Here is a 26,450-nt window from a genome sequence, read left to right as displayed (position 1 = left end):
CCAGTAGGGCTCGATAATGACGCCGCACGACCGCTGAAACTTGGCGTCTCGCGCATTTTTAGCAGCCCCGGGCGACCGGATAGCCTTTTTCTCCTGGGAGGATGTATGGATTTTTCAGAATGGGATGAGTCAAGCCTGATTCCTTACTTTCCACACGTCTCCGAAGCTTCTGCAAAACTCTATGCCCGTCATGTTTCCTGGTTTCTGCGCTGGTTGCGTTCCAAGAAGCAATCTCCCTTGAATGCCACTTCCAAGCTTGTTGCCGCTTATCTGGACAATATGCGCAAAAGTCGCGGCTGGTCGGTTTCTACCGTCAATCTCTGTCAATGTGCGATTGTGCGTTTTTATGACGCACTCATTGAATCGGAACTTTGTGTGGAAAACCCCGCCCGTGGCATTTTGTTTGATCGGCGTCGTAGCCGGCAGCGCAGCGCCAAACGACTGCCCGTCACACTTTTTGAGGCCGAAGAGCAAAAACTCCTGGAAAAGACCCGTGTGTTTCCGCGTCCGGACGATATGCACTTTACCACTTTGCGGGCCTACCAGATGGTACGCTTGCTCTACTTCACCGGCCTGCGGGTCAGCGAGGCGATTCATGTCACCCTCGATGACTTATCACTGGAAGCACAGCGTCCGGTAGTGCGGGTCATCGGCAAAGGCGACCGCGAGCGCGAAGTGCCTCTGGGCGATCTCATCCAGCAGGAGCTTTTGGCGTATCTGGAGGGGCGTTCGGAGTTTCTGGCCAGGCAACAGCGATGTGATCCCGACCGTGTAAACTGGTTGTTTTGTGATGCCCTGGGCATGCCTTTCACCGTAAGCGGGGTTTATTACATCGTCTCGCACCTGTTTGCGGAGTTGGGTTTCGCGAAAAATCGGATGGGGCCGCATGTGTTGCGGCATACTTTTGCTACTCGCCAGTTTCGGAACGGGTGTCCGGCGGCTGTCGTGAAAAGCTGGTTGGGACATCAGAGTCTGGCCACTACGCTGGCTTTTTATGAGCATGTGGCTGAAGGGCAAGGAACATTGAGTCCGGTTTGATTGGAAACTCATAGGTAAATTATATTGACTCAAACGAAAGGAATTGCTAACTTTTAGAATGTCTCTGTGATCCGCTGAACAAGCGGCTTAGATGGTTCAGGGGCATAAGTTATCCGCCGAACAGGCGGCAAGAAAAGGGGCTAACGCCCCTTTTTTTATTACTCTACATCTACCGTGTCATCAATTCCCGCGTCGTCATAGAGTTCTTTCGCTAGCCAGCGATGCCCGAAAAATTCGATAATTTCTTGATGGTTTTCGCAAATAGCAGCCGAATGACGGTCCTTTTCACCATTCCAGGTGGTGCGGCCTACCTGGTAGCAGATATATTTTCCGCCTGCCGTTTTGAAGAGTCTTAGTTCTGCCCATCGGCCGGACTCGCCGCTGTAGCTATGTCCAATCGCTTTGTTGTCGGTGCTGGCTGCGCTGGCGATCAATTCTCCGGTGAAGCGAATATCCGGGGCGTTATCAACTTCGAGTAGGTACTTTTTCATGTCTGATCCTTCTATGTCGGTGTCGGTGTCGATGTCAATGATTTCGTCAATTCCATTTTTTATGGAGCTGTAGTCGATTTCTGAAAATCTCGCGGGCAAATCGTCCCACTCCAGATCTGTTACAGGATCGCCATCTTCATCCACTACGCGAACACCTTCCAGCGTCCAAACATCGTCTAATCCTTCCGGGCTTGTTGAAAACGAAGATCTATCGAACTGGTAGTAGTTGAACCCTTCATGATAGCTAATGACCACATCACCCAAGCGTGATTCAACGGATCCGCTGCCATAAACTTGGGTTTTTTGTTTGCAGTCTAAATCTTCCGTATCATTGTTCCATTCTTCATTTTCAATGTCGATTGAATCTATGATTTCGGCTGTTTGTTCGTGGTGCCAGTCGTCGCGACGCACCAACGCTTTAAACTCATCCATAGTGATGGTTTTCATGATGAAGTCCTTGTCATTCCAGTGTCACCGCTGGTCCGGTTGTGGATGTCTTCCACGGTTCTAATATAGCATGAAATTTATCGAAGAGTTGATTCTTTGTGTCTTGAGGTTAACAAATGACGCGGCAAGCTGTTCTGGGTAAGATTGGAAGAATGGTAGCGCTCAATCCTGTATAATATGGGGCATCATCGGTACTTTTTAATTATTCTGGAGGGTAAATTATGGCTAATTCGCTCATTATAGACACGGAAACAACGGGATTTTCTGATCCTGTTGAGCCTATAGAAATTGCCTGGATACAGTTAAGTGCTGAACCAATGGGCGAGAATCTTGATTCAGCCATGAATGTGACCAAAGAGTTTGAGCAGCGTTACAAGTCGAGCCAGGCGATTTCATTTAGTGCCATGGCGACGCATCACATTACCGAAGCGGACCTGGCTGATTGCCCGCCACCGTCTGATTTTTCGTTACCTCCTGATACGGCTTTTCTGGTTGGGCACAACATTGATTACGACTGGAGCGTCATTGGGAAGCCCGATATCCCCAGAATTTGCACGTTGGCTCTTTCGCGCCGGCTTTGGCCGGATGATTTGGGTCACTCCCTGGGCGCCATGATGTATCGGCTACTGGACAAAGGGGAAGCCAAAGAACTGCTTAAAAACGCCCACTCTGCTTATCATGATGTGCTGATGACCAAGATGCTCCTTCACAAGATTTTGGAGCGCATGCCGAAAGTGAGGACTTGGGAGCGGTTGTGGGATGCGTCAGAGCGTGCTCGTGTCCCGATTGTTATGCCATTTGGCAAGCACAAAGGAACCGCCATTGCTGATCTCCCAGATGATTATTGTGACTGGTTGCTCAAGCAGAACGATATGGATCCGTATTTGTTGGTGGCCTTGCGTGGAAGGAGTAAATGAGTTTTTAAGCGGCAACTGTATGCGGGTAATAAAGTTTGCTCCTGGTATCGGAATACATAATCATTATCATGCAGGCGCGCTGGTTTTACCCGATCTTGCAACGATGGGCTGGCATTCCTGCCCTCGAAGTGACAACGCTCAGGAGTAAACATTAGTGCCCAGGAACAAACTTTATTACCCGTGAGACTCGTGATCAGTCAGCTTAATTATATTATTCAACTGTGTAATAGGAGTAAGAAAATGTCCCATGATTCATGCCTAACAGCAACAGAGGCATTTCAAATCCTTATTCAGTCTACGGCGGACGCTACTGATCGCCGTGTTGATGGTGAAAAGATTGGGATAGTTAAGCAATGGATGAATTATGACGAAGCCATTGCCATCGTATTGGCTTTGCGGGTAACTACTGAATATGAGCTACACTTTAGCCCAAAACTGATGATGTCATTATTAATGAATTTTTGTCGAGATAGCTTGGCAGATGCTTATGCGGATTTTGCTTGTCAATTGTTGGGGAGAGAAAACATAATGATGACACCATCTCAACTCAAAGACAATCCGTTTGTCGTGCTCATAGATATCAATGATTTCGCGATTTCCGGACGTAATCTTGGTTTCAAACCGGCTTGGAATCCATTTAGAGAACCGTTTTCAACGCAATGGCGAAATGGGCTGGCTTGATTAACTGTCGCCACATCGTCGTAAGATTGAGTGGGAGCCTAGTTTTTATTGTCTACTGATTCTATCCATGATCTCGATGGCTGCCTGGGCATCAGTCAACCCCTTTTCCTTCATTAACCGCCGAATTTCTGCTTCTTTCTGCGCGTTGCGAATAGCGACCCCGGCCTGACGAGATTCATTGAGCAACCGCAAAGCGGCTGCTTTCCGGTTTTGGCGTTTCATTCCCGCACCTTTCGCTCCGTAAATCCAGTTCTGTAAGAAAGGGGTTGGTTGTCCACTTCTGCCGATGCTTTTCCTTTTCTTTCCCATTAAGACGCTCTCGTTGTATGCGAGTAATAAAGTTGATAAAGATCCGCGTTCTAAAACTCAACTCTCAGTTGATGTATAAGGAATTTCCAGGACATCTCGAAGGATTCTCGCCAGCCTATGGTGAGTGCATTGGCGGTTGTGTTATTTGGCCCAGGTGACCAGGTATTTATAATCACGTTCTGCTCGTAAAAAGGCTGACTGGTTTTCCCGTTCTGCCTATACATTGCCTTTACCATATATCCGTTTCTGTCTCTCGTGGCCGAGGCCAAAATTGTTTTGCCATTTATTCTGTATATAAATTCACCTCCCCATAGCCTCATTTCATTGTCTACGATCCAGTTTGCACCTTTCCGGTTATCGTTTTTTATAATCAAATAGTTTTCAAAATAATGGATGTTTATAGCCTCCACTATGACAGCGCTTAAAACGATGAGGGAAAGACTGAGTGCGCCGATTTTTACCGCGTTTGGTAATTTTAACATTGGATTTCCTTTTGTGTGCATAATTCAGACACCTGTTTTTTGGGACAGGTTTCCCATGATTTTGAGAGCGGTCATAGCGAGGTATCCCGCGATGGTGACGAACACCAGAAAAATGGATAGCGCCCATACGTAGCGATAAAACAGGAATATTCCAGACGCATATAATGCGGCCATACCTATTTCAGAGATGAGCATGCTTGCCGATATGCGACTCTTGCAATGCCGGCATCTTCCCCGCAGTACAAACCAGCTCACAATCGGGATCTCATCCCAGGGCTTTATTGCTTGACCGCAGTGTTCGCATCGTGATGTTTTTACCGGGGATACCTTGTGTATCGTTCTGTAAGCCATGGCATTGATGAAGCTACCAAACAATGCGCCAATAGCAGCAAACCACAAGATAAAAAAGGTTTTTTCACTCATGCCTGAGCGCCCTGCTCTTTTTGATGGTGATAATGACTGGTTTGGGTTGATGACTTTCTGTGGGGATTACCCGCGTTTTTGGAGCGGCTTCCACTCTGAGGTCCAGCGGGTAGTGCCAGCTGGGTGACTGAGGCTGGTGATAAACGGGCGGTGTCTGGCAGGCCGCCTCAATTTCTATGGCGTTATTGTGTCGGTTTCTTCTACCGAACTGAGGGGTTTTTTTGGTCTGCATATTGTCTCGCTATTACCAGGAGGGCGATTTCATAAATAGGGACCGCTACTATCAGCAAAATTCCGAAGGTTACGGCACTCAATACGACGGTAACAATGGAAAGCACCCAAAGTATGAGAATGGGTAGCCATTCTCTGACCAGTATTTTTGGGGAGAGTTTCAGGGCGGTTACCCACGTCATTTCACCTGCAACCGCCAGTGGGATCAGAAAAAGCTCAAGTGCGGTCACGACAAAGGTGGCCAGGCTGACCGCGATGGTTCCAGATGTACCTATCACCAGGTAGTCCAGGGCAATAATAGTCTGAAAAATGAAGAAAAAGGCGATGGTCTTCTGTACGCCGTGATCCCCCATCTTATGTAAGATCGCCTGTAGCTTGGGCTCTGCGGGCTTTTCCGGATGCGTATCCCGGTCGAACACCCATACCGCCAGCGCATTGGTGGCCACATTGGTGGCCGGTACCAGAAGGGCAAAGAGAATAATCAGCAAATACCCCAACTGAAAAGTCCCGCCGTTCGCGTTAAAGTTGCGCATGCCCTCCTGTATGTAAATCTGCAATACCGAAGCGGCTATCTGTAGCACAGCAATAATAGAAAAACCCAGCTTTGCCTGCTTCCAGGTGCCCCATGAGGTTTTGATGACGGTTTTTATGTTTTGCATTTTCTTCCTTTATTGATGGCGCTCGCGAGGACGCGGATCTGTTCTTCGCCGACTTCTCGCCATTTCCGCCCGTCGGGAGCATTGCGGTTCCAGGCAAGCGGGCTGGTGTGGGGGATGGGTACCAGGATAGTGTTTCTGGGCCATACGGCTTTCAGTGCGGGCAGGTTCATCATTCCGGCATTGATGGGGTCCAGATGATGGGTCTGCAGCGCCTGGATATTGTGTGTGAGTCCGGCCACACCCGTGATCGTGCGTATCGGTGTTTCACCCACCGTCAGAATCGCTTCTGGTTGCGCTTCCCGGATGGTTTGGGCCAGATAGGGTAGACAGTTGTTGATTTCGCGCTGCGTCGGCTTGCGGTTGGCCAAGGGCCGGCAGCGGACCACGTTGGCGCAACCGTAATGCTCCCCGCGATAGAATCCGTGTGCTTGCAGCAAGGCGTGCAGTGTGCGCCCTGCCCGTCCCATAAAGCCCTTGCCGTTCTGGTCCTCATCGGCGCCCGGGGCCTCGCCAATGACCATAATTCGGCATCGGTTTTGGGCCGGGAAGTCGGGTTGAACGATTCTGCTGCGTGATGCACAGAGATCGGGGCATTTTTCGCACTGCATTACTGGCTGGTACTGCCGTTTTTTGGCTCGATTTTGACCACTGTACCGTAGGCCACCACTTCATCCATGATCTGGCCGTTGCCAGAGTCGAATTCGCCGGAATCAAAGCGCATGGAGAGTACGGCGTTGCCGCCCATGGATGTCGCCTGTTCCGATAACGACTGCAGGGCATCGTCCCGGGTTTTGTTCAGAAGGTTGATGTTGCCTTTCTGCTTCCCGCCAAAGACCGAGGCGACCCCCGCCATGAAATTCCCAGCGACATTACGGGACCGTACAGCGGTTCCAAATGCCACGCCCATGATTTCCTTGACTTGATGACCGACTATAGCGTCGGTCGTTACGATGATCGCTGTCATTGATTACCCCTCTAACTAAATTGTGATTTTATTATAAAAAAGTCGATATATAAAGAAAAAACCCATAAACCACTAGACAAAAACAAAAAAAGGAGGGGGTATAACCCCCTCCTATCGACTAGAAAATGCTCGTTTCCAGTTGCTTATTCAGCGTACTACGTGCTTTCTGCGTTGTCTGCGATTTTTCGCAGGCGCTGAGCGTCTTGTAGGCTCCGGCCTGGACCATCGTTTTGCACGTTGGGTTAGGGCCCTGGAAAACGCTCATGGCGATTTTATCCCGGGCTTCAACGCGCTGGTCTTTAGCCTGCTGCTTCCGACAAACCGAGATTTTGGTGCCGTAAGCCTCATGCAGTAATTCGCATTGACTGGCAGCGATGGCCGGCAGGCTGGCGGACAGGGTAAACAGAACGGCAACCGTAGTGATAATTTTCATAAATGCTCCTTTTTGAAAATGGTGCTTGCGCACCGTGATTGGGTGTTTATTGGACAAGTAGCAGTGTTCCACAGGCACTACATGGCATTTGCCGCATCGTCGTGGGTCCGAAGGTTTCGTGCCCTTGGGGACAACATAGCCAACATGAGACCTTTCCGATGGGCGGGCGCTGCGGCGAACGCGCAGGCGGCATATCGGCCTGGGCATTCGCCTTTGCCAATTCGTCTGCCAGAGCGTCGTAATAGCTATCCTGCAGCTCCGGTGCCAAGGTGCTTGGGCTGTCTCCCGCAGGCATCCCCATGGTCAACTCGATCCTTGCCGCAATGGCGAGGATTTTCTTGATGCGGTTTTGTGCTTTCTGGCGATTCATTTCTCCTTTTTGAAGCATCCGCAGGAAAAAATTCGCCTCTGCAAAGTAAGACATAAGGACTCCTTATAAAATAGGCCGCAATGCGCGGCCTGAAAGTCGTTTAAAATTCGGCAAAATCGGCCAAATCCACGGCCAGGATAATATTGTTTTCGGCAATATCCTTTCTGTCCATGGCAATCTCTGCCGCATGGGTTTGGCTTTCAGCGAAGCAGTAGAAAAAGTGATCGTTATAGGTCACTCGATACCGTAGCGGAGCCCGACTGGTCTTTTCATCCCCATAGAGGATGACCTCAATTTCCTGTCGGACGGCTTTTTTGCAGGCTTCCGGCAGTGCGTCAAAGTCGATGATGAAATATCCGTTTCCTTGACGCGGCTGGACGGAGTTCTTAATGACTTCTCCCAACCAGCCCTGCTCTACCTCGTCATGGAACAGGTGCCCTAGACGATTCATGCAAACTGCCATTAAATCGTCGCTCCGCTCATGATTTGTCGGCGCATCGAATACCACGGCATAACGGTCCACCAGGGTATTCGGGTTTTCCGTGACCCAGAATTTCAGCGTGGCGGTTCCAAAGGCTTCCATCTTGACGAATGGGCCATGCTGAACGAATTTTTCTGCTTGGTGACTCATGTTTACTCCTTTTGGAAAATGGCCGCTGACGCGGCCGCTACGGGAAAAGCCGGATGGCTTATGGGTTCAGTTCCAACGCTTCTGTGACCAGAAAGGCCAATCTGCAGAAGGTATTGCTGCTTTCATAGTGGTTGCTGACAGCGTTGAAGTGCGCTGCCAACTCCTGGACGCCCTCAGAAACGGGGAAATCCAGTCCGGGTACTTCGGTCATCGTCGATAACGCGGCTTTCGGGTCCGGCTTGTTCATGCCTTCCAGGTTCGCCGCGAGTATCTGCCAGAGGTCCTCTGTCACCTTTTCGATCAGGCTTTCCGAAAGGGTGCGTCGGGTATCGGAATACTTCACATGCCCAAACAAACTATTCCAGGGCGAGTGCTTGTATTCATAGATATCCTGTGAGGAGTCGAACTGACCGATGAGGAACCGGCTTGTCAGGGTTTTTACCTGCTGCGATGTAGGACCGTCGGCCCAGGCAACGTGCATGGCGTTGGCACTATCTACGCGAACGCTGAACTTGATCCCCGGAAACTGCTCCTTGAGGAGTGCCCGGAGATTTTTTGCGGCGCGTTTACTTTGCTTGGGTTCCTCGGTATCCAGATTCGGATATTCTGCCTTCAGGTGCTCTACCGCCGTAGCGAAGGCCAATTGCTCTGCCTGTGCTTTTTTGGCGTTTTCTGCCGCCAAAGCATGGTGCATTTGCCATGCTTTATCAATGGATTCCTGGGGCAGAATGTTGCCGTATATATTCCACTGTACGGAAGTGCGCAGCAGGCTTTCTGGCAGCTTGGGGCTTAATCCCCCAGACGCCCAGATCACATCTATCTCTGCGGTGCCGCCGATGTTTACGGCGCCACCTGCGAGTGACTGGCACGACCGTGGGTCTTGTGGTCCCTCAATATTCACGACAACGCCATATTCGTCGTGAATCATGCTACGGACAACCTGCCCTTTGCTGAGGATCCCCCCGATAAACGGGACGGGGTTGGCAATACTAAATGCTCTTTCCATGATGTCTCCTTGTTAAAAAAGGCCGCTGACGCGACCGTTTGAGTTGGTTTCCGTGTTACGGCTGAACCGTGAAGTTCAAAACCCGAGACGACATGACCCTATACAGGTCTTCTCGCTTTACAGAGGACAAGGGGAACTGGCGACCGTATTGGGCGACAATTTTTTCTTGATCTTTTCTCTTGTAGGCTTTGTAGTCTTCGGTTCCGTCCGCAAACTTTTCTTCGATAGAGGACACGCTGCACAAGGTTTCTGCGTTGTTGAAACCGGCTTCATCCAACATCTTTCGATAGGTTGGGATGGATTCCTTGTAGGCCCCAGGAAATTCCAATTCACGTTGCCATTGGCTCATCACAAATTTTTCCATGAATGCGTACTGCCATTGTGGATTCGAGATGCTGTTTCCATGGGCGTCAATCTGAAAGTACCACTCCGAACCATCTGCCTCGATTTTCGCGAAGGGCGGGTAGTCGGTAGGCGGCAGATCCTTTGCGGGCTTCGGATGGTAGGCCAGCTCACTGCTTGCCGGCTCAAAAAAGCTCACAAGACCATCATCTCCGAAAGCTGATGGAAGCGTGAACGATGCACGATGTTTCTCGACGAGAGGCAGGGAATTGGCCACGGTTGCCACCTTCTGCCCTGCCTGCTCAAGATCCGCTTGTAATGCCGCCAAGCGCTCCTTGGCATACCAGCAACCGCTTAAATCCAGAGCTGCGTTACCATCGTATGCGAACGGCTTTTTCAAGGCGTTCAGATACGACTTGATGTAGCGTTCTGGGGTCATTCCCCTGTCTGGAGAGTTCAAACTCCCTCCTTCCGTGCAAGCGGCATCATGGAAGATACGCTCCATGATGGCGGGGAGTTTGCCGATCCCGCAGAAACTGGTGTGTCGGGTATGTGGATAGACATTGCTCTCGTATGTAGTCTCCGAGAGCAGGTAAACCGGCTCATGATCCAACCCCATAAAGGCGTTGACCATTCTCTTGCAGGTATATGTGACTGACATTTTTCATGCTCCTGAATGTGAAAAAGCACGCCCATACTTCGCGTGCTTTGTGGTTTTGTGAAAAGGCAGCAATGCGCTGCCAGATGTTTGTTAAGCGTCGTGATGGTTGGCGCACTCTATCGTCTGATAGGTTTGCGTCACCTGGCGCGTGTGTTCAACGACCTGGCAGTTGTCGATGCGGTCGATGAGGTTCTCGCGGATGCCATCGCAACACTGGTCAAAATCACTGACCAGCATGGCCCATCGGTGCAACTGGGCCTTATCCATGTGGGTAAATTCCGAGCGATCAACGATCAACTTGCTGGTTACTTCGCGGAGTGGTTCGGACAGGTAATTCACCCGCCCACGTTCTCCTGAAGTGCCGCAGCGACCACATTTATTGCCGAATGTCGCCCACTCCATGCCCTTGTATTTTTCGATCAGTTTCAGCTTGTCGGCGTCCGACAGAGGTATTTCCTTGATTTCGGGCTGATCGAGATAGGTTTTTGCAAACCAGCTCCTGCCGTTACCAAGTACATTCCTGGCGATGATGGATTCCGCTTCGCTCAAACCTTCTCCGATAGCTGTTGTGTAGTTACGTTGCCCGCAACTCCGGCACCATGACTTATACTCGGTGGAGACCAGAGCCCTCTGAGCGAGGACTAATTGGCCTCCCGACCGACCGTCAAATTCCAGTGTGTAATCAGAATGATCTTCGGAAAAATCACAGATTAGATCTTCGGATGTCTGTTCGACGAACCCGGGCACATTGAGCATTTCAAAGGCTTTCGACTCTTGCTCGTTGGTGAGCCCAAGACGGTGAAGTTTTACGTTATGAGCAAACTGCCCATTGTAAAAAAAGTGGTCCATCAGGAAGGCCAGCATCTCTTTTTTGGTTTTCCCGATTTTCTTTGAAAAAAACATAATGATCTCCTTGTAAAAAATGCTGCGTTAGCGGCATTGTTGTCAGTGATTACGGGTGATTACGCGGCGCGGTTGAGGATTTCCACCTGAGCGATAGCCCAGCTTCCATCATCCACCATGTCCTCAATAATTTCCGGCATTTGATCGAGATAAAATTCTTCGGATTCGGCTAAGACTTTGCCCTCTTCGGAAACCAGTCTTGCGTAATAAAGATCTTGCGCATAGTTAAGATTGATCTCAAAAAACCCGTGCGCTTTTTGGTTGTGGACATTAAAGCGGATGCAGAGTCCTTCGCAACCTTCCGGGCCATCAATGATTTCCGGCGCTTTGGGGTTGGCCAAGCCTGCGTCCGCCAGCATCTGAGTGCACGTATGACGTGTTCCTCTTGTGCTTAGGTTTTCGAGTTGCTCTACCATCTCGGCGAGGTCGTAATGGTCTTTGTACCCCTCCGGAATGGGTATTCTGACCTTCGGGATCAAAATGGTTTGGGTCACGATGATGTCATGCTTGTAGAGTTTTTCCTCGACTTCATCCAGACGCCGCCCGTCAAACGTATGGCGACAATATGGAGTCACCGAGATACTCATCCCAGGGAGGATTTTTTCTCCCTTGTTGGGCAGGCAGTTGCGGTCAATGGCTACCAGGTGCTCCTCGTGCTCGCGCAGAACGCCTACAAAATCCGCATTGCAAGCGAAAACGGTGCCGGAGAATGGTTTGTAGTCCACGGGGCCAAGCAAGCCGATAGGTTGTTCACTGCTAATGCAGGAGAACGAAAACCCGGTTGTGATGTTGGCCAAGTGGGCGTTCAGGGCGAGAAATTGTCTTGCCTTTTCTTTCATGCTTACTCCTTTTGAAAAAGGGGCATGCAGCTGCTCCCTTCTGGGACAGTGAATATGCCCCATGGGGATGGACTAGCTTGAGCTAGTTATTGCGTCGCAGAAACCCAGGCTGCGGTTTTCATCATTTGATGACGGGTGGTAAGAGGTTTTATTCTAATCTTTTCCATTTTTCTAAGCAAATTCTTTGCTGTGTGGCGGGTCTTTTAGCAGGAATGGCTGCTATTTGTGTATTGTGCAATACACAAATCGGCACAAAAAAAGGAGGCCGTGAGGCCTCCTGTCGGATGGGTGAATATCAGACTGAAAGAATGGCCTGATAACGCGGGTTAGTGAAAAATTCTTCCCCCTGGATGCCCTGAATCATTTCATCGCAGGCCGCCCGCCAGGGAATCTGATCGGAGCGTAAGCGAATCTCCAGCAGGATGGGGATGGCTTTCTGCAGGTCTGTCACGTCCTGACATTGTGCCTTGGCAGCCTCGCAAGCCGCTTTCCATTCCGCCGCCTGATCCTTTTCGGCGGTCAGTGAAATAATAAATCCCAGTTTTGTGCTTTGCATGACATTTCCTTTTTAACTGCAATGGTCGTGTATAGTTTTGCGATCTGGAGCAGGTACTCTTGGGGATACCCCAGATCGCGGTGATTCCTGAAAATCAGTGAATACAGGCGTTAAACCTGTTCTTCGACCCATTTCAGGTAGGTAGGCTCGTCCATCGTTCTGGTGCCTAAAGAGGCGGCCGCAGCCGTTTTCTTGGCCCCGGGCTTGTCCCCGATAACCAGTAATGTGGTTCCGGAATTGACGCCAGATTGCACTTTGGCTCCGAGATCCTCTGCTGCCTTTTCCAGATTTTTCCGGTCTGCCGATTGGAAGGTTCCGGTAAACACCATTTTTTCACCCTGCAATGGCTTTTGGCCTGCCTGGTCCATGGTGTGCACTATCTTCAGGTATCCCACCACTCGATTGATTTCCTGCAGATTTGACCGGATATCTTCGGCAATCTGGCCAGAGGTGAGCGGACCAAAATCATCAATGCCAATGAGGAATTCTGGCGTGATGAAATTCAGCCCACCTATTTTGGTATGCCGTAACAGTTTTTTTGAGTCTCCGCGACCGAGATTGCGGAAGCCGAATGCCGCCAGTACGCGCCAGTCATCGATCGGCGTTTCCAAGCGGTTGATGACTGCTTTTGCCAGATTCTTGGCTACACCGGGGCTAATGCCCAGGACAATCAATTCTTCCAGACCCAATGCAAAAACATCGCTGAAATACCGGATACCATCGTTGGCTACCAGTTTTTCAACCACTTTTGGCCCGAAACCCTCGATTTCCATGGTCTGGCAAAAATGCTCCATGGCCCCTGCCACCTGAGCGGGGCATTTCACCCCTGCCGTACAAACGAGCGTTACAGGCCCCTCTTCGAGTGGCCCGTTGCAGCAGGGGCAGCGAGTGGGAATGTCGATCATTGCTGCCGGCTCAATGACTGCATCTATGGCCGGAATGACTTCACCGGACCGGATGATGCGTATTTTGGCGCCAGAACCGATACCTTTTTCCCGGACGATAGCTACATTGTGTGCCGTCACACGTCGAATTAAGGCGCCAGAGAGTTCCACCGGATCTATTTCTATCACCGGTGTAACACGGCCAGTACGGCCCACCTGCCAGGTAACCTCATTGACGACGACGTTGGCCGTCTCGCCTTTCTGCTTATAGGCGATTTGCCAGCGATGATGGCTATCCGTTGCTCCCATCAATGCCTTGATGCGCGGGTCCATCGCTTCGATGACTATGCCATCTGTCCGATAAGCACACATTTTTCTCAAATTTTCTGAAATGTCTTCCAGATGTTCGAGGATGAATGTGCTGTCGCCCGTTACCCGGTCAATCTCCGTATAGGGGACAAATCGGGCTGCTTTAGCGGCGACTGCCAGATGATGATGCTCTCCCAGAACATCGGCACGGATGAAACCCACCATGAAATTGCGCGGGTGTTTGAGTACGCGGCCATTAAAGGTTTTGCCGTACAGATTTTCTTTAAAAAACTGCTCGTCTACCACGATTTCACCATCTCCGGAGATCTCCTCACCGTCGATGGCAAGCCCCTTGGCCAGTGCATTGGAAATATCCTGACCTTCTGTGCCGTTTCCTCGTGTGTAGAGGTGCCCAGCACCGTCGTAGCGGCCGGATAGACCGTCCAGCTTGGGTGTTGCCTTGAACAGTACTTCATTGGGGCTGATTCCCAGATCCAGCGCCGCTTTCAGCACGTTGTCGATGTAGCTCGCCACCTCGCCCACGCTGTAAGACTTTTTGGTAGAAAGCATGGGTGTTACGTGGCGAACCTTTTCGCCTGGGAAAAGGTCTTCCGGTTCCGGTTCGACCTGGTTCAGAAACGGGTGATCGGGATGGGTTTCCCGCAGCGCCTCGATTTTTTGGTCGTATTCGTGATCGTCGATGATCGGTTCGCCACTCCGGTAAGCCCGGTTGGCTTTCTCAATCTCGGCAAAAATATCTTCTGTATTCATGGGTACTCCTTGAGTTGAAAGGGTGGTTGCCCGCCCTGATGGATGTTTATTCAAAAATCGTCTGTGACCGTCCCTTGAAAAACCATTCTTATATAAGCATATACAGAATCAACGTTATCCGTATCTTCGGGAATGTCGCGTGATCGGGTCAGCAGGTATTTTGACAGACGTTTGTTGATCATCTGGATCAGTTCTTCATAGTCCATATCAGGCCACCCAAAATCTTCAAACGCATCGTCCTGTACCGCATTGCGCACGGCGGTCTTCAGATCCTCTTGCGTCATATTGGGTGACAAAGGTATCGCTAAGAATGGATCTGAGCTACCCTGAAAATAGTCTGGCAAGCATACGTCGATGATTACCAAATCATTCACCATGTTCATGATGTTCATAGTTTTGCTCCTTGTGTGAAAGGGTGGTTGCCCACCCGGGATGGATCAGAGCGGTAAATACACCTGTACCGTCTCTATCATGGTTCCTTCAGCTTTGAATGATTGGGAAGGCAGAGGCTCGATAAAGCCCTTTTGTGTCGCCACAAAGTCTCTGAACTGACGGAACTTTTTAGTGGTGTTGTGTTGGACGCCAGCGCCCATGATTGCACTGATGTGCCCGCCCTTTTTGACAAATTGGACCGCGTGCATGATGTGGTCCACATCCTGCCCTTTGGCAAAAGGTGGATTGGCGAGTACCACGTCGAACAGCTCCCCGCCCAGGTCATCCAGATTCTTTTCCAGAAAATCACCCGGACAAATGGTGACATCCTCGTTGCCCAGGAAAACGTCCCTGAGCACGTCTACATTGGGTGGATAAATCTCTACCGTTACTACTTCGGCAGCGCATCGGTTTAACGCGGCCTGAATGATTCGGCCATGTCCCCCGTTGGGTTCGAGAACCCGACATCCGAGAACTCCATTGCCTTCGAGACAGAGCTCGTCGGCCAGGCGCTCCGATGTTTGGAAGAACCCGATCTGCTGCTGGACGCTCTGCTTTCTTTCCGTGAAGCCATTGGTTATGGCTGCACGAAACTCCTGCAGGTACTCTGCTGGAATGACGTGCGCTTTTGCGCGGCGGTCCCATTTCGCATTGTACTTTGCCAGCAATCTGGCGACCTGGTTATACAGATCGCGACCGAGTTGTTCGGTGATAAAGATTTTGTTCCCCTCGATCTGAGCGGAACGGATGACGTTAACTGCATCCATTGTTTTTTGCTCCTTTTTGAAGAGGCCGCGCACCATGCACGACCTTGATTGTTGCTAGAACCGCGCTGGGTCCAGCATGTAGCAGGCATTTGGTGAGGTGATGAACGGCTGTCCGGTATGCGGAGCACCCGTTGATGCGTAGCGTGTTGCCCGGCTGATGTCCGTCCATCCGTATTTGTCGGACCAGTATCGTTCCTGGTTGTTGTCACAAATTACCCAAAAGTGAAAAGCATCACCTTTCTGGTAGGTTTCGTTGGCTATAGAGTCATCCAATGACGAATTGGTCATGTTGATGCCCTCTACAGTGAGATCCAAAATATCCTCGATGCTTTTCAGCTCCCGGATGATTCTGTTTTCTGTTTCCTGGTCCGTATAAAGAACCTTGAATGTCATGACTTTTGCCATGTATTTACTCCTTTTTCATGGAGCCGCCAGATGGCGGCTTTGGCTGATTGCTCAGAGATTCATTTCACCGATTCAAAGAGCTTGAACATTTGCTCGGCGTAGGTTGTCCCGATAACGGGTTCCTCTTTCCAGAGGACTACCTGATCGCCATCGGGATCGGTATGAATGGTTTGTTGGGTTCCTGTTACGTCGTAATCTGCGACGATGACTTCGACGTCAGATGCTTCATCGGCAAAGATTCCTTGAATCAATCCGCCGTCCATGTGTATTAGTAATTTCATGAGGTTCTCCTTTATATGAGGCCATTTTCGGCCATTGAACAAGCTTTGTTACCGCCCACAACAATGTGATCCAGGACGCGCACGTCAAAGGGACTGAGTGCTTCCCGGATCCGTTTGGTCAGCTTCACGTCAGTACCTGATGGTTCTGGGCATGAAGAAGGGTGCGAATGCCCAAAAATGACCGCTGCTGCGTTGTATTTCAGGGCGTCTTTGGCGATTTCCCGGATGTGTACGGTGCATGTAGTCAAGGTACCCTTGAACGGAACATCCATTTTGATGAGGTTGTGATGGTTATCCAGCCACAGGCAGACGAAGTGCTCTCGCTCTTTCCCACCCAGGTGGTGGATTAAAAGTTCTTTCACTGCTTTTGCGCTGTCGAGTTTGAGCCCCAAATTTATGGAGCTGCTGAGCACGCGCTTCATCAGTTCACGAATGGCGGCAATCTTGGGATGAATGACATATTCGCCAATCTGATCGCTTACGCCGTCAATTTCGGTCTGGTAATGCGGGCAGTAACCAAATAATTCCGCAAGATTGGTGCTGCTGACGATCTCCGGGCTAATGGTTTCCAGTAGCTCGGCATCGCTCATGCTTTGAAAATTCATGATAACTCCTTATGAAAAAGCCGCTATGGAAGCGGCTGTTTGAGATTAGTGATGTTTGGAGGGTAGCTGGTCCATGAACTCCGAGAATCGCCCCCATGTTCTAGGGTTCTTTCGGATGTTTTCCTCCAGCTCTTCCCGAGTCAGACCGTCTTCAACAAACTCCAGAAAGAGATTGTTGATGGTGGCGGTCACAACGCGGCTGCGCTGTTTTTCCAGTTCTTCACGAGTCATTGGAGGGTCCCTCCCAACTTTCCGATGAAGTTGGAAAAACGCCCATATACCTCCGGACGTTTAGCGATGAGGGCTTCCAGATCGTGATCTGTTATCGGATTTACCGGGTCGGTGACCATTTCCATGAATGCCCGATTCTGGGCGGCGATTTTGTAGTGCGCTGCCCAGTAAAGCGCCATTTGAGAAGTGGGCATCATTTTGATGTTTTTCATCTTTTACTCCTTATTAAAAAGGCGGTGCACAATGCCCCGCCGTTATGATGTCCGCCTTAGAATTTAACTTTCTTAAGGCGAGGCGTTAAGACATCAATAGTCGTTGTTTCTAATGGGAAATAACTGGCAAATGGAATATCATCGTCGTCGAAATCTTCCATTTTAGGCTGTGGTGTTGATGCTGGTCCAGCACCCCCATTGCGGTTATTTTGATGCGAGGCCGATGAGGGCGCCCGTTGGTGACTACGATTATCTTCACCACTGTTTTCCCGGTCGCCTCGATCAGAGCCGCTATTGCGTGATCCGATCAGTTGCATGCGGTCACCGATGATTTCGGTCGTGTAGCGATCCTGACCGTCCTTGTCTTCCCATTTACGGGTTTGCAGCCGGCCTTCCACATAGGCCATGCTACCCTTGCGCAAGTATTCTCCGGCGATTTCAGCGGTACGCCCAAACAGGACGATGCGGTGCCATTCGGTCCGCTCCTGTTTGTTGCCTTCACGGTCCTTGAAGGTTTCCGTGGTGGCGATGCTGAAATTGGCGATAGCCGCGCCACTGGGTTGGTAGCGCATCTCCGGGTCCCGGCCCAGGTGGCCGAGAACGATTACTCTGTTTACTGACATTTTGTGACTCCTTTTACGTGGGTTTCAAAGTACATTTTACACGAAAATTCGCGTAAAAATGGCATGGTCATACCGGGATTCCGGCATAGATTTTCTTCAGAAAAACCGCTACATGGCGGTTGCTAAAAAATGCGGTCACGGTCAATGCCGCGCAGGTTGCGAGGACAATGGGAAAACCGACCGCAAGTGCAGTGAAAGGGTTGCTGTAGCAGGTTGCCAGGCTGACGCCTGCCTGGTGCAAAATGATCCCGCCGGTTGCGGCGGAAATCAGGACCAAGAGGGCGGCGCCCAGTAAAATGCTGGCTGCAATCATGTAGTCTTTCATTTGAAGCTCCTTGATTTTAGGCGGGTAAAAATGGTTACCCCCGTGAGAATGAGAAGAGCAGCCGCGACGCCTACTGATCCTACGGTGTAGGGATATTGGTCGCAGAACGATTCAGGTACGCCCGCTGCGCGAAGTGCCAGTACGCCGATGTAGGGAGATCCGACAATCGGCAGTATGAACATGATTTCGTGTAATGCTTTTTTGAATTTCATAAACACTCCTTTTGTTTTGAGCGCATAGAAAGAGTGGTTACGGCCTGTCCGGGCGGTAACTGTCTGGAGGTTTGCGCTTGAGAAGATGGCGTGGTCGTGCCTCAGATGAGGATTTACCACAATCGATTCAACAGTCTTATGGCATCCTGATGGATGTTTGACTGTGTTTTGCGTCGCTATTACCCATATAGCGGTCTGTTTTCATATGAAAACTGGGTGGTAAGAGCCCTGATATTAACTGACCTATGCGTTTATTTCAATGGCATCTGCGGGTATTGTGCCGCAAAAAAACACCAACACAAACGTGCTGGTGTTCAAGCTGCCGCAAACAATCGTTATTGGGCGTTTTTAGAAGTTATACGCTACGCCCAGTTGCATGCCGAAAAGGTTGGTCGAGCTGAGTGGCTCGTAACCGATGTGCTGACCATCCGCGAAGAGGGGGCCGCCCGTGTAGTTAAAATGTGTGTAACTGAGCCCGCCATACAGGTGGACATGGCCACTGACCCGATAATCGGCGCCGACGCTCAGCTTTTCTTCGCCGCTGGTCCCGAACTTGGCTGAACTGACCCCGGAGATATGCGGCTGTGCGCTACCGCCCACTACGGCCATAAATTCAGGTGTTGCGGAAATAACCAGATTGGCCGTCGGCGCATACTGAAACTTGGCGCCCAACCCGACCAGGCCCGCACCGTAGTCTTCCGTATAGGCACCTGGGCCTTGAAGGTTGCGATTCCAGTGCTGATAACCACCCACAACAAAAGGCGTCAGCATCATGTTGCTGGATAAGGACATGCCCATACCGACCCGTCCGGTCACGTCATAGATGGTGGCATCGTCCGTGGTCTTGGTAGGAATATCGCCATGAGCAGTCTGAAGTGCGCCTTTATAGTTGATGCCTCCAGAAGAACGATTAAAGTGGATGGCCACGTAAGCATTGTTCACACCCATGATGTTCTGCATCAGGGAATACTTGACGCCAAATCCCGGCATCCAGCCTGACTCGGTATCGGCTGGCCCCGGAGTGACGTGCTCTTGGTAATTCATCAAGGTTCCGGTGGCGGCGATGCCCATTTCATTGTTGGCGTTCATGATAGCGGTGTTGGCGAAAGCTACGCCCGAAAATCCAGCGAGTAGCGCAGCGATTGAAAATAATGCAGTTTTCTTCATTTGCTAGGTCCTCTTATGTGAAAGTGCCCTTATGAACACGGTGAATAATATATCATAAAAAATGATCTTTCCATGATATTCAGTGGATTTTACCTAATATTTGAGGCCGGAAGCTCCCTGATGATATAGGTTATACGCATCCATGCGCTTCCATGGTCGCCATAATTTCTTCATCGGAAAGCCCATTCAGGACAATGGCTTCTGGGTTCTCTTTTTTGTAATTCGCTATGATTTTCAAGCCAACCGGACCCATGTATTCGATTTTATATACTTTTCGGTTGTCGATAATGGCTATCGTACTGCCTTTTTTCAGGATGTTTTTGACCTGCTTCAGCGATTGTGCCTGATTCACCAACTGGTCAACAAGTAGCTCGGCGGTGTACTTCACAACGGCTGGCTGTCCCGTTTGCGGATCGTTGAAATCACATATCTTGTCGGGCAAGCCCTTGGCGTAAAGTTCCAACGCCTGTTTTGCTTCTCTTTCCACTTCAAAAAACAGGGGTGCGCCGTTGGCGTGGTCCATCACGGTTCCTAACCGTTTATTCCCGAAATACAATGTAGCCGTGAATCCATATCCTTCGGTGCCACGGACTCTTTTGATGTTTTTTACTGAGTAGGGGTGGTTGATCATGGTAAGTTTTTCTCCTGCTGTTGTACTGAGAAACCTATTTTACCATGTGGCGGAAGCGGAACTTGTTTTTTTATTGCTTAAATAATTCTTGTGGCGCGACGAAGATGCCGCGCCTGAATGGTTACCTGTCTTGTGCGCTAAAAATTAAGGTATGTTTTTTTCAATGTACTCTGCTGCTTTTTCTAAATTAAATATTCTTTCCTTTGTATCAATTTTTTTCTTAATTTCTATTGGTAAATATATTCTCAACCAAACAAATAGAACTAAAAGAGGTGATCCAATGCATATTAAAACATACCATATTATATCGTTATTTGGTATTCTTTTTGCAAAAATTCCAAGGGCTAAAGCAACAAGTATTGCCACAAATCCAACCAATGCCGTCATTTCTTTTGATTCATATGGGCTATTATAAGCTTTTTCTTTTTCAGTTTCAGCGAGTGAAAGCAGTTCATTCTTGCAATCCTCTTTTGAGAATCCTTCTTTTGCCATCATCCCAGCAGCCCAATCTTTGCAGCTTTCATAATATTCTTTCCTATCCTTCATATCAGCCTTCATTTTTTCTTCATTTTTACAACGTGTTATTGCCTGCATGATTTTACTCCTTAGTCTTTCCGTCGATTGTAGTTGTAAACTCTCTGCTCCGGTGGTGTGTAGCTTCCCGGCCTCAAGTAAGGCTGTGGGCCACCTTGATAATCTTCCCTTATCTGCCTTTCATGGTTGATGGGCGTTGTTCGGCGGTATCTCATAGGTTTCCCTGAGATTGTCATTGCGTAACCCTTGGCGTTTAAAATCGAAACGGCCTGCCTGACTACCTGTACGCTCAGCCCGCTTTTCTCGGCTATTTCCTGTGCGGTTTGTTCAGAATCATCCAGGCACTCTTTTACCTTGTCCAACAATTCTGCACTTAGTCCTGCCATTTTTTCTCCTTTTTTCCAGTTGCGTAGTTTCGTCCTACGTTTTTTTATATCACAAGGGATTGTAATCTCGAAACTGTGTATGGCTCTTTCTTTTTGTGGATTAAATCGTTGTTCCTGACTTTTTATTTTTAATAGTTTCTTATTTCACAAACCTCAATGGTATTTGCTAAAGCGGATTCTGACTGCTTTGCAATAATCCCCGCCCATTCGCCTTCTGAAGACAGGCGTTTTTCGAGTCGGGTGAGCCCCAGGTGCTGGCATAGTTTGATGCAACCTTCCGGGTCCGCGTTTTCGCGTATGAGCCCCACCTGGTAGGGGTTGATCGCCGGAGCCCTGCGCCAATCCATGATCTTGCGATTGCGCTCAATCAACTCCATGGACTCCCGAATGGCTGCAGATTTCTTGTCTTTCGCTATTCCTGTCTCTACAGCGCGGGCGATGCCTTGCAGGTCGCCGTGTTGCCGTAGCAGCTTTACGGCGGTCTTGATGCCTACGCCGGCAACGCCGGGAATGTTGTCTGAGGGGTCGCCAGCCACACACTTCGCTAACAGGTACTCGTCTGGATCCTCAAAAGGGCCATCTTTTGCTGCCTCTGTTTTGAGCGCGTCCAGTGTCATGGCCTTATCGGTGATAGGGGTAAACCAGCTGACTCTTTCAGAAAGGGCTTGCCACCAGTCTGTATCCCCTGAAATCATGGTTATATTTTCTATATTTTGATGGTCCCCGAGTCTGGTGCATATCTGGCCAGCGAGATCATCAGCCTCATCGTCTGCAGATCTGATCTGGGTGACACCCATCATCACGAGGAGCGTTGCGGCCCAAGGTTGCTGTTGATGCCAGCTCTCGGCAACGGCCACCTTTTCGGGGGTAGATTTGCGATTGTCTTTGTATTCCGGACAGATTTCCTTGCGCCAGGCGGCGTGTCCATCCCAGAGCACTACCGGTATGGCTTCGGGAAACATGGCCGTGATCCGGATTACAGACTGGACCAAGCCCATGATGCCGCCTGTTTGCTGACCATTGTGACGTAATTGCGCGAGGGCGGGCACATACATGGAGGCGTAGCCAATATTATTGCCATCAATCAGTAAAACATGCGTCATTTTCAATCTCCCGGATATTCCGTATGATCTGAATATCTTGCATTGTGCCCTCACCTCCGTCGTGGCCGCCCGCAACACGGAACACATGAGGGACCCCTGCATCGACCGCTTCCCGGCAATGCTTCCAGATCTCGTCTACATAAACCTTTGGCTTTATGGTCTTGAGTATCTTGAATTTACTGCCTCTGGCGCCGACCGTGATGAGTGTGATGTTATCGAGGCCCAGAGCGTCCATCGCGGCACGTCTTAGTTCGTGGGTGTGCTGGTTGTCTGTTGAAATCACGGCCAGCGCATGGCCGTCCCGCTGCCACTGCAACACCTGTTCGAGAGCCTCTGGAAAAACGGGGCAATCCCGCCAAGCATCACGTTCATTGAAAATCTGCCAACAACTGTGATACTCGGCGTCGGTCATCTGGTAACGTGCCATAAGATTGTAGTGATGGCTTTTGATTTGCAGTTCTCTTTCCAGATATTCTTCGGCCACCCTTTTCCACGTTGAATCAAAGTCGAACAATGCTTCGTTTGCACTTATTGCTATTTTAAATCCCTTCAATTTTATTCCTGTTCAGTCGTATGATTCCGCTATTTCCAGATAGTGCTCACGGTTTCTTATTTTTTGTAGTTCCGTCCGTATTTTCTCGCCGCCCATGCCTTTGTTTCTACTCAGGAGCACGAAAAGGCTATCCGGTTCAAAATATTCGATGGCAATATCCGTCAGACCCAGCGTTTTCAATGTGTCCAGATCGTGGCGCAGCTGCGTGTCATCCAGATTGCTCCCGTCCAGAATGATGACGTTCTTGCTGGTTGCTGCTGCCTGGAGCTTCCTGATCCACGCTTGTTGATCTCTGCTGCTGATCTCCGCTGTCGGTATGATGGCGACATTCAGATTCGGGTGTTCGTTTTGCAGGTTCTTTGCCCAGGTTGTTTTTCCTGCTGCGGTGACGCCGACGGTAATGATGACCAAAGGTTTCAGTTCGGGGGATTGCTCTTGTGGTTTTGTTTCACCACGAGAACGCGAGAGGCTCAACTTTGGATACATGGGATTCCTTTTTCCTGCAGTTTTTGGCGCTGTTTTGCGCGATAAGTTCCTGATAGCGCGTCTGGACAGCATCAGCGGTCAGATATTGTGCATCCATTTGGATCAGGTTGGCTATCTCGCGGCGGATTCGCGCCAATATATTGGCCTCGTGATGGTCTGGAACAGATGTTGGCCAGCCCTTCACATACATTAAGCTATCCGGTATTTCCGACTCAAGGCGCTGGCGTATTACTGCTTTCTCCTTTGCTTCCTTTGCGTCTGACCGGGTTTTTGCACTGAGCAACTGCGGGGCCACGTCTGCCAGCCAGCGCGAACCTTGGAAAGCGTAGGTGGACGTGATTTCCAGATCCACCATTTCCCGATAAATGGCCACGTTGTCCGGGCAGGCAGTGGATGATTGCAGGTCTTCTTCTGAGGACATGATGCAGTAGGCGCAACTGATCCGGCTCATCTGGTAACGGGTATAACCTTCGTGCAGTTCGAGTCTTGCGGATTTGATGGCCGTAATCACGTCTTCCAGATTCCATTCGATGATCGGGTTCCAGTTCAGGCCCGCGTACCCTTTCCTTTCCAGTTTCGGCTGACTGGTCGATACCGGCATTTTGCGGCGCTGTGCGCTTTCTTCCCGGCGGATTCCGGCGGCGTTAATGATGTCCCGCCCTGGGAACCGTTTTTTCAGCGCTGAGGTAATAACGGCCACTTTCAATTCTGACGTGCAGAATCGCATGGAGGGCGTGCTCCAAGGCAGGATGAGTTTGACGCACTCCAGGTTTTCGTAACGTGTCACGTTATTTCGCCAGCGGCCCAGCCAGCGATCCATCATGTCACCCGCTTTCCGGCGCACAACCATGAGTTCCCATCCGAGCTGTTCTGCAAGGCGTTCGCATGTGGGTAAGCTATCTTTCCATTCGACGCGGCCGAGATCGGCATGGATGAGGACTCTGGGTCCTTGGTGCCCGATGGTATCCAGGTAACGGCTGACGGCGATTGCGCAGGCTTGTGAGTCCTTGCCGCCTGACACTCCTACGGCAACAACCGCATCTCTCTCAATGAGTGCGTTAATTTCCGGGGTGGTCGCGATGTTTTGTGGTACGTATTCAGTCGTATTCCTGCGGTAATACTGGAGGATTTCTTGCATGGCTCACCTTTTTGTTATGCGTTCCTGTCTTTCCAATATTATACCGTCTTTTTTGCTGTTTTTTTGCGTTTTATGTTCTTATTCTGTATTAAATGCAGTTTTTTTGCGCTTTCAGTGTGATTGATTGCAATGGGGCTTTCCGACGTTTTTCACATAGCCGTTTCGTTTGGTGCTGAAATAACTCAACTAATGCATGATTCCAGAAGTAAGGATACTGGGAAATTCCAATATTAGGCGGAATCTTCCAATATTGCCTCCAGGTGGTAGAGAACCAGCGTAGGAAAAACCATGAGTGAGGAAGCCATGAGACGGTATAGTTGGTCAAGTCAAGTAGAATTACAGGAGACCCAGCATGGCCGCTCGAAGAACGGCAGCGGTCTTGTTGACGGCATTTAGCTTGGCCATGGCCTTGCCGATGTGAAAATTAATTGTGCGCTCCGTGATGTTGTCAAACAGTGTCTGAGATTTATCAGTTTTAGCAGAAAACAGCGTTAAAATGGTTTACCCATGACCGGACCCCTATTCCGTAAATTGATTCAATCTATCAGTCGGTTGAATATTCATTCTCAACGAAGTCGCGTGGTAAAAACATGATGCTGAAATATGGCAAAAAATGATGCTGATAAACCGCCCACTTCTACGTTAAGCCCAGAGGCCGAGCGCTACCCTGGACGATACGAGTGAACTTCTCAAAACGGCACATAGACAGGACCCTCGTGTGAATCCGTTCTTGCACGCGACACATTTCTCCATCAGTCCCTCATGATCTCAGGCCGGCCACTTTTTGTGCACTTTTTTCGATAGGTTGGAACCCGGAACTTGCTCAGCCTGCCGCAACCCTTTGCTCACCGTAACGACTGAACCATAGTGGATAGTACTAAATGTTTGATGAGCCGCTTTATCCGGCATTTCCACGCAGCCCGCACTTTGCGGCCAGCCGTATCCTGTGCGCGGGAAATAATGCAGGGCACGGCCCCTGTCGAAGTAGCTTACCCATTTGATACCAGGGTCATCATAGGGACGCCACTGGACCAGTGCACCATGCCAATGATCGATATTGGTACCCTTCAGTGCAAAACCCGCGCTTTTGGCCGCGCGATATAACCGCTGCTGATAGGGTGTCAGCGGAGCAGGAAATGTGCCCTTCATCGTAGTTACCGGCACGCGTTCGTACACGGGCCAGGAACCGTCCGGGGTGGAATGGAGCACCCCAGTGTTTACAGGCGTGTGCAGGACGGCTATCAGTTTGGTGCCGACTAAAGTCCACACCGTGGCGTTTTCCGGGTCTGTCTTGGATACCTGCACCCATGTGTACGGCCACGGATTGCGAAAACCGTTTTTTAGGGCAACGGCCACAGCTTGTTTCAGCGCTACATGCGACATTTTACCCAACGGTAAATGATCAGCATCCTCAAATTGCAGAATCGCACCCTGCCGAAAGGATGCGGGCGCCGATGCTATGGCTGTATGAAATGCTGGTGGAGTCTGCCAACGGGTTGATGGATAGAATTGCATTTCAGTAAGGGCATGAATCAACATTCTTGGCACTCCGCACAGATTTTTGAAGCCATTGGGAAGCACGCCGCAAAGCGGTTATTGGGGTTGGTGTCTGGCGACGGCCCTTGGCAATCTGGACCGACTGGACCGTTTTTGGTTAGGGCACCGATGCCCGACCTACCAAGCGTCGTCCCAAACCCGAAGTGTTGGCAATTTTCGCCAAACACCTTTCCAGTCTTCCAGAGTTTTTCCTTGTCCGATAAAGTCATTATCTAAGCAAACCCTTCATGGCAGCATCTGTCAAGTTAGTTGTATAGTGGTTCTTCACGGTTAGGACGCCTTTTCTCCTGTTGCAGCGGATCTAAATGGCTCTTCGTCAGATTGAGTGGGTAGGGGGTAGAATGCTGTGGAGCGGTCGTGCCCTGAATTGGAGTTAGCTGATGGTCCCTGAAGAGCTGTTTTCTCTCGCGTTAGGATTGGTTCCGCCGTGGTTGGTGGATCATGTGACTTTCACG

39 protein-coding genes are annotated in these 26,450 nt (G+C 50.0%); 3 read left to right on the top strand and 36 right to left on the bottom strand.

Annotation, left to right across the window (positions count from 1 at the left end):
- Positions 1-105: 105 nt before the first annotated feature.
- Positions 106-1,038 carry a tyrosine-type recombinase/integrase gene (locus BLW97_RS14685; RefSeq protein WP_075323732.1) on the top strand — a complete coding sequence of 311 codons (933 nt, stop codon included), beginning with the start codon at positions 106-108 and terminating at the stop codon, positions 1,036-1,038.
- Positions 1,039-1,196: 158 nt separating this feature from the next.
- Here BLW97_RS14685 and BLW97_RS14680 read toward each other — a convergent pair whose 3' ends face one another.
- Positions 1,197-1,976 (bottom strand): hypothetical protein, encoded by a 780-nt coding sequence (locus tag BLW97_RS14680; protein WP_075323731.1) that lies wholly within the window; start codon positions 1,974-1,976, stop codon positions 1,197-1,199.
- Between the two features lie 221 nt (positions 1,977-2,197).
- On the opposite strand from BLW97_RS14680, the gene BLW97_RS14675 reads away from it, so the two are divergent.
- Both BLW97_RS14675 and BLW97_RS14670 read left to right on the top strand, forming a co-directional pair.
- Positions 2,198-2,893 carry a putative quorum-sensing-regulated virulence factor gene (locus tag BLW97_RS14675; protein WP_075323730.1) on the top strand — a complete coding sequence of 232 codons (696 nt, stop codon included), beginning with the start codon at positions 2,198-2,200 and terminating at the stop codon, positions 2,891-2,893.
- A gap of 240 nt (positions 2,894-3,133) precedes the next feature.
- The gene (locus BLW97_RS14670; protein ID WP_075323728.1) at positions 3,134-3,574 is read left to right on the top strand and encodes a hypothetical protein; all 441 of its coding nucleotides are present in this window, start codon (positions 3,134-3,136) and stop codon (positions 3,572-3,574) included.
- Positions 3,575-3,619: 45 nt separating this feature from the next.
- Here the strand turns inward: BLW97_RS14670 and BLW97_RS19505 are convergent, their stop codons facing one another.
- The 35 genes from BLW97_RS19505 to BLW97_RS14500 form a co-directional block, all read right to left on the bottom strand.
- Entirely contained in the window at positions 3,620-3,796 is a 177-nt protein-coding gene (locus BLW97_RS19505) for a hypothetical protein (protein ID WP_158025194.1), read from the bottom strand.
- 137 nt (positions 3,797-3,933) lie between these two features.
- Positions 3,934-4,386 carry a hypothetical protein gene (locus tag BLW97_RS14665; RefSeq protein ID WP_143214928.1) on the bottom strand — a complete coding sequence of 151 codons (453 nt, stop codon included), beginning with the start codon at positions 4,384-4,386 and terminating at the stop codon, positions 3,934-3,936.
- A gap of 3 nt (positions 4,387-4,389) precedes the next feature.
- The gene (locus BLW97_RS14660; protein ID WP_051690523.1) at positions 4,390-4,788 is read right to left on the bottom strand and encodes a prepilin peptidase; all 399 of its coding nucleotides are present in this window, start codon (positions 4,786-4,788) and stop codon (positions 4,390-4,392) included.
- 200 nt (positions 4,789-4,988) lie between these two features.
- Complete coding sequence (locus tag BLW97_RS14655; RefSeq protein WP_031570952.1) at positions 4,989-5,678, bottom strand: DUF2189 domain-containing protein; 690 nt, start codon at positions 5,676-5,678, stop codon at positions 4,989-4,991.
- Entirely contained in the window at positions 5,666-6,199 is a 534-nt protein-coding gene (locus BLW97_RS14650; protein WP_051690522.1) for a uracil-DNA glycosylase, read from the bottom strand. Before BLW97_RS14650 ends, BLW97_RS14655 begins: the two co-directional genes overlap by 13 nt.
- 86 nt (positions 6,200-6,285) lie before the next feature.
- Positions 6,286-6,642, bottom strand: a complete 357-nt coding sequence (locus tag BLW97_RS14645; RefSeq protein ID WP_031570945.1) for a YbjQ family protein — start codon at positions 6,640-6,642, stop codon at positions 6,286-6,288.
- A gap of 118 nt (positions 6,643-6,760) precedes the next feature.
- Positions 6,761-7,075 carry a hypothetical protein gene (locus BLW97_RS14640; RefSeq protein WP_075323725.1) on the bottom strand — a complete coding sequence of 105 codons (315 nt, stop codon included), beginning with the start codon at positions 7,073-7,075 and terminating at the stop codon, positions 6,761-6,763.
- A 46-nt stretch (positions 7,076-7,121) separates the two neighbouring features.
- Complete coding sequence (locus BLW97_RS14635) at positions 7,122-7,499, bottom strand: hypothetical protein (protein WP_031570942.1); 378 nt, start codon at positions 7,497-7,499, stop codon at positions 7,122-7,124.
- A 46-nt stretch (positions 7,500-7,545) separates the two neighbouring features.
- Positions 7,546-8,076, bottom strand: coding sequence for a hypothetical protein (locus BLW97_RS14630; protein ID WP_075323724.1), 531 nt, complete (start codon positions 8,074-8,076; stop codon positions 7,546-7,548).
- Between the two features lie 58 nt (positions 8,077-8,134).
- The gene (locus tag BLW97_RS14625; RefSeq protein ID WP_075323722.1) at positions 8,135-9,082 is read right to left on the bottom strand and encodes an LPD29 domain-containing protein; all 948 of its coding nucleotides are present in this window, start codon (positions 9,080-9,082) and stop codon (positions 8,135-8,137) included.
- Positions 9,083-9,137: 55 nt separating this feature from the next.
- Positions 9,138-10,085: a hypothetical protein gene (locus BLW97_RS14620; protein WP_075323721.1), complete on the bottom strand. Its 948-nt coding sequence runs from the start codon at positions 10,083-10,085 to the stop codon at positions 9,138-9,140.
- Between the two features lie 90 nt (positions 10,086-10,175).
- Positions 10,176-10,988, bottom strand: coding sequence for a hypothetical protein (locus BLW97_RS14615; RefSeq protein WP_075323719.1), 813 nt, complete (start codon positions 10,986-10,988; stop codon positions 10,176-10,178).
- A 59-nt stretch (positions 10,989-11,047) separates the two neighbouring features.
- Positions 11,048-11,827 carry a hypothetical protein gene (locus BLW97_RS14610; RefSeq protein ID WP_075323718.1) on the bottom strand — a complete coding sequence of 260 codons (780 nt, stop codon included), beginning with the start codon at positions 11,825-11,827 and terminating at the stop codon, positions 11,048-11,050.
- Between the two features lie 295 nt (positions 11,828-12,122).
- A complete protein-coding gene (locus tag BLW97_RS14605) occupies positions 12,123-12,383 on the bottom strand; it encodes a hypothetical protein (protein ID WP_075323716.1) in 261 nt (86 codons plus the stop codon).
- A 110-nt stretch (positions 12,384-12,493) separates the two neighbouring features.
- Entirely contained in the window at positions 12,494-14,347 is a 1,854-nt protein-coding gene (locus BLW97_RS14600) for a BRCT domain-containing protein (protein ID WP_075323715.1), read from the bottom strand.
- Positions 14,348-14,397: 50 nt separating this feature from the next.
- Positions 14,398-14,739, bottom strand: a complete 342-nt coding sequence (locus tag BLW97_RS14595; RefSeq protein WP_075323714.1) for a hypothetical protein — start codon at positions 14,737-14,739, stop codon at positions 14,398-14,400.
- Between the two features lie 45 nt (positions 14,740-14,784).
- The gene (locus BLW97_RS14590) at positions 14,785-15,582 is read right to left on the bottom strand and encodes an RsmD family RNA methyltransferase (protein ID WP_143214927.1); all 798 of its coding nucleotides are present in this window, start codon (positions 15,580-15,582) and stop codon (positions 14,785-14,787) included.
- Between the two features lie 18 nt (positions 15,583-15,600).
- Positions 15,601-15,951: a hypothetical protein gene (locus tag BLW97_RS14585; RefSeq protein ID WP_031574343.1), complete on the bottom strand. Its 351-nt coding sequence runs from the start codon at positions 15,949-15,951 to the stop codon at positions 15,601-15,603.
- A 59-nt stretch (positions 15,952-16,010) separates the two neighbouring features.
- Positions 16,011-16,232, bottom strand: a complete 222-nt coding sequence (locus BLW97_RS14580; protein ID WP_031574345.1) for a hypothetical protein — start codon at positions 16,230-16,232, stop codon at positions 16,011-16,013.
- An 11-nt stretch (positions 16,233-16,243) separates the two neighbouring features.
- A complete protein-coding gene (locus BLW97_RS14575; protein ID WP_051690706.1) occupies positions 16,244-16,837 on the bottom strand; it encodes a JAB domain-containing protein in 594 nt (197 codons plus the stop codon).
- A 45-nt stretch (positions 16,838-16,882) separates the two neighbouring features.
- On the bottom strand, positions 16,883-17,068 hold the full coding sequence (locus tag BLW97_RS14570) for a hypothetical protein (RefSeq protein ID WP_031574349.1): 186 nt from the start codon (positions 17,066-17,068) through the stop codon (positions 16,883-16,885).
- Positions 17,065-17,280 carry a hypothetical protein gene (locus BLW97_RS14565; protein WP_031574352.1) on the bottom strand — a complete coding sequence of 72 codons (216 nt, stop codon included), beginning with the start codon at positions 17,278-17,280 and terminating at the stop codon, positions 17,065-17,067. The genes BLW97_RS14570 and BLW97_RS14565 overlap by 4 nt, the downstream gene beginning before the upstream one ends.
- A gap of 56 nt (positions 17,281-17,336) precedes the next feature.
- On the bottom strand, positions 17,337-17,903 hold the full coding sequence (locus BLW97_RS14560; protein WP_031568667.1) for a single-stranded DNA-binding protein: 567 nt from the start codon (positions 17,901-17,903) through the stop codon (positions 17,337-17,339).
- 67 nt (positions 17,904-17,970) lie between these two features.
- Positions 17,971-18,228 carry a hypothetical protein gene (locus BLW97_RS14555; RefSeq protein ID WP_031568664.1) on the bottom strand — a complete coding sequence of 86 codons (258 nt, stop codon included), beginning with the start codon at positions 18,226-18,228 and terminating at the stop codon, positions 17,971-17,973.
- Positions 18,225-18,440 carry a hypothetical protein gene (locus tag BLW97_RS14550; protein ID WP_031568662.1) on the bottom strand — a complete coding sequence of 72 codons (216 nt, stop codon included), beginning with the start codon at positions 18,438-18,440 and terminating at the stop codon, positions 18,225-18,227. Before BLW97_RS14550 ends, BLW97_RS14555 begins: the two co-directional genes overlap by 4 nt.
- Before the next feature lie 348 nt (positions 18,441-18,788).
- Positions 18,789-19,607 carry a hypothetical protein gene (locus BLW97_RS14545; RefSeq protein ID WP_031568661.1) on the bottom strand — a complete coding sequence of 273 codons (819 nt, stop codon included), beginning with the start codon at positions 19,605-19,607 and terminating at the stop codon, positions 18,789-18,791.
- Positions 19,608-19,737: 130 nt separating this feature from the next.
- On the bottom strand, positions 19,738-20,238 hold the full coding sequence (locus tag BLW97_RS14540) for a hypothetical protein (RefSeq protein ID WP_031568659.1): 501 nt from the start codon (positions 20,236-20,238) through the stop codon (positions 19,738-19,740).
- 144 nt (positions 20,239-20,382) lie between these two features.
- Positions 20,383-20,832 carry a hypothetical protein gene (locus BLW97_RS14535; RefSeq protein WP_075323712.1) on the bottom strand — a complete coding sequence of 150 codons (450 nt, stop codon included), beginning with the start codon at positions 20,830-20,832 and terminating at the stop codon, positions 20,383-20,385.
- Between the two features lie 11 nt (positions 20,833-20,843).
- Positions 20,844-21,158, bottom strand: a complete 315-nt coding sequence (locus BLW97_RS14530; RefSeq protein ID WP_031571950.1) for a helix-turn-helix domain-containing protein — start codon at positions 21,156-21,158, stop codon at positions 20,844-20,846.
- Positions 21,159-21,286: 128 nt separating this feature from the next.
- The gene (locus BLW97_RS14525) at positions 21,287-22,261 is read right to left on the bottom strand and encodes a 5'-3' exonuclease family protein (RefSeq protein WP_031571952.1); all 975 of its coding nucleotides are present in this window, start codon (positions 22,259-22,261) and stop codon (positions 21,287-21,289) included.
- On the bottom strand, positions 22,239-22,814 hold the full coding sequence (locus tag BLW97_RS14520) for a hypothetical protein (RefSeq protein ID WP_075323711.1): 576 nt from the start codon (positions 22,812-22,814) through the stop codon (positions 22,239-22,241). The genes BLW97_RS14525 and BLW97_RS14520 overlap by 23 nt, the downstream gene beginning before the upstream one ends.
- Positions 22,815-22,826: 12 nt before the next feature.
- Positions 22,827-23,300, bottom strand: a complete 474-nt coding sequence (locus BLW97_RS14515; RefSeq protein WP_075323710.1) for an ATP-binding protein — start codon at positions 23,298-23,300, stop codon at positions 22,827-22,829.
- Positions 23,263-24,438: a phosphoadenosine phosphosulfate reductase domain-containing protein gene (locus BLW97_RS14510; RefSeq protein WP_075323709.1), complete on the bottom strand. Its 1,176-nt coding sequence runs from the start codon at positions 24,436-24,438 to the stop codon at positions 23,263-23,265. The genes BLW97_RS14515 and BLW97_RS14510 overlap by 38 nt, the downstream gene beginning before the upstream one ends.
- A 336-nt stretch (positions 24,439-24,774) precedes the next feature.
- Complete coding sequence (locus tag BLW97_RS14505) at positions 24,775-24,882, bottom strand: LuxR C-terminal-related transcriptional regulator (RefSeq protein WP_278278529.1); 108 nt, start codon at positions 24,880-24,882, stop codon at positions 24,775-24,777.
- A gap of 324 nt (positions 24,883-25,206) precedes the next feature.
- Positions 25,207-25,977 carry a L,D-transpeptidase family protein gene (locus tag BLW97_RS14500; RefSeq protein WP_075323708.1) on the bottom strand — a complete coding sequence of 257 codons (771 nt, stop codon included), beginning with the start codon at positions 25,975-25,977 and terminating at the stop codon, positions 25,207-25,209.
- Positions 25,978-26,450: the final 473 nt, after the last annotated feature.

Source organism: Acidithiobacillus albertensis (genome assembly GCF_001931655.1).
GTDB lineage: Bacteria > Pseudomonadota > Gammaproteobacteria > Acidithiobacillales > Acidithiobacillaceae > Acidithiobacillus > Acidithiobacillus thiooxidans.
Note: the sequence above shows the minus strand (reverse complement) of the source record. Positions and strands in the feature narration are given on the sequence as shown.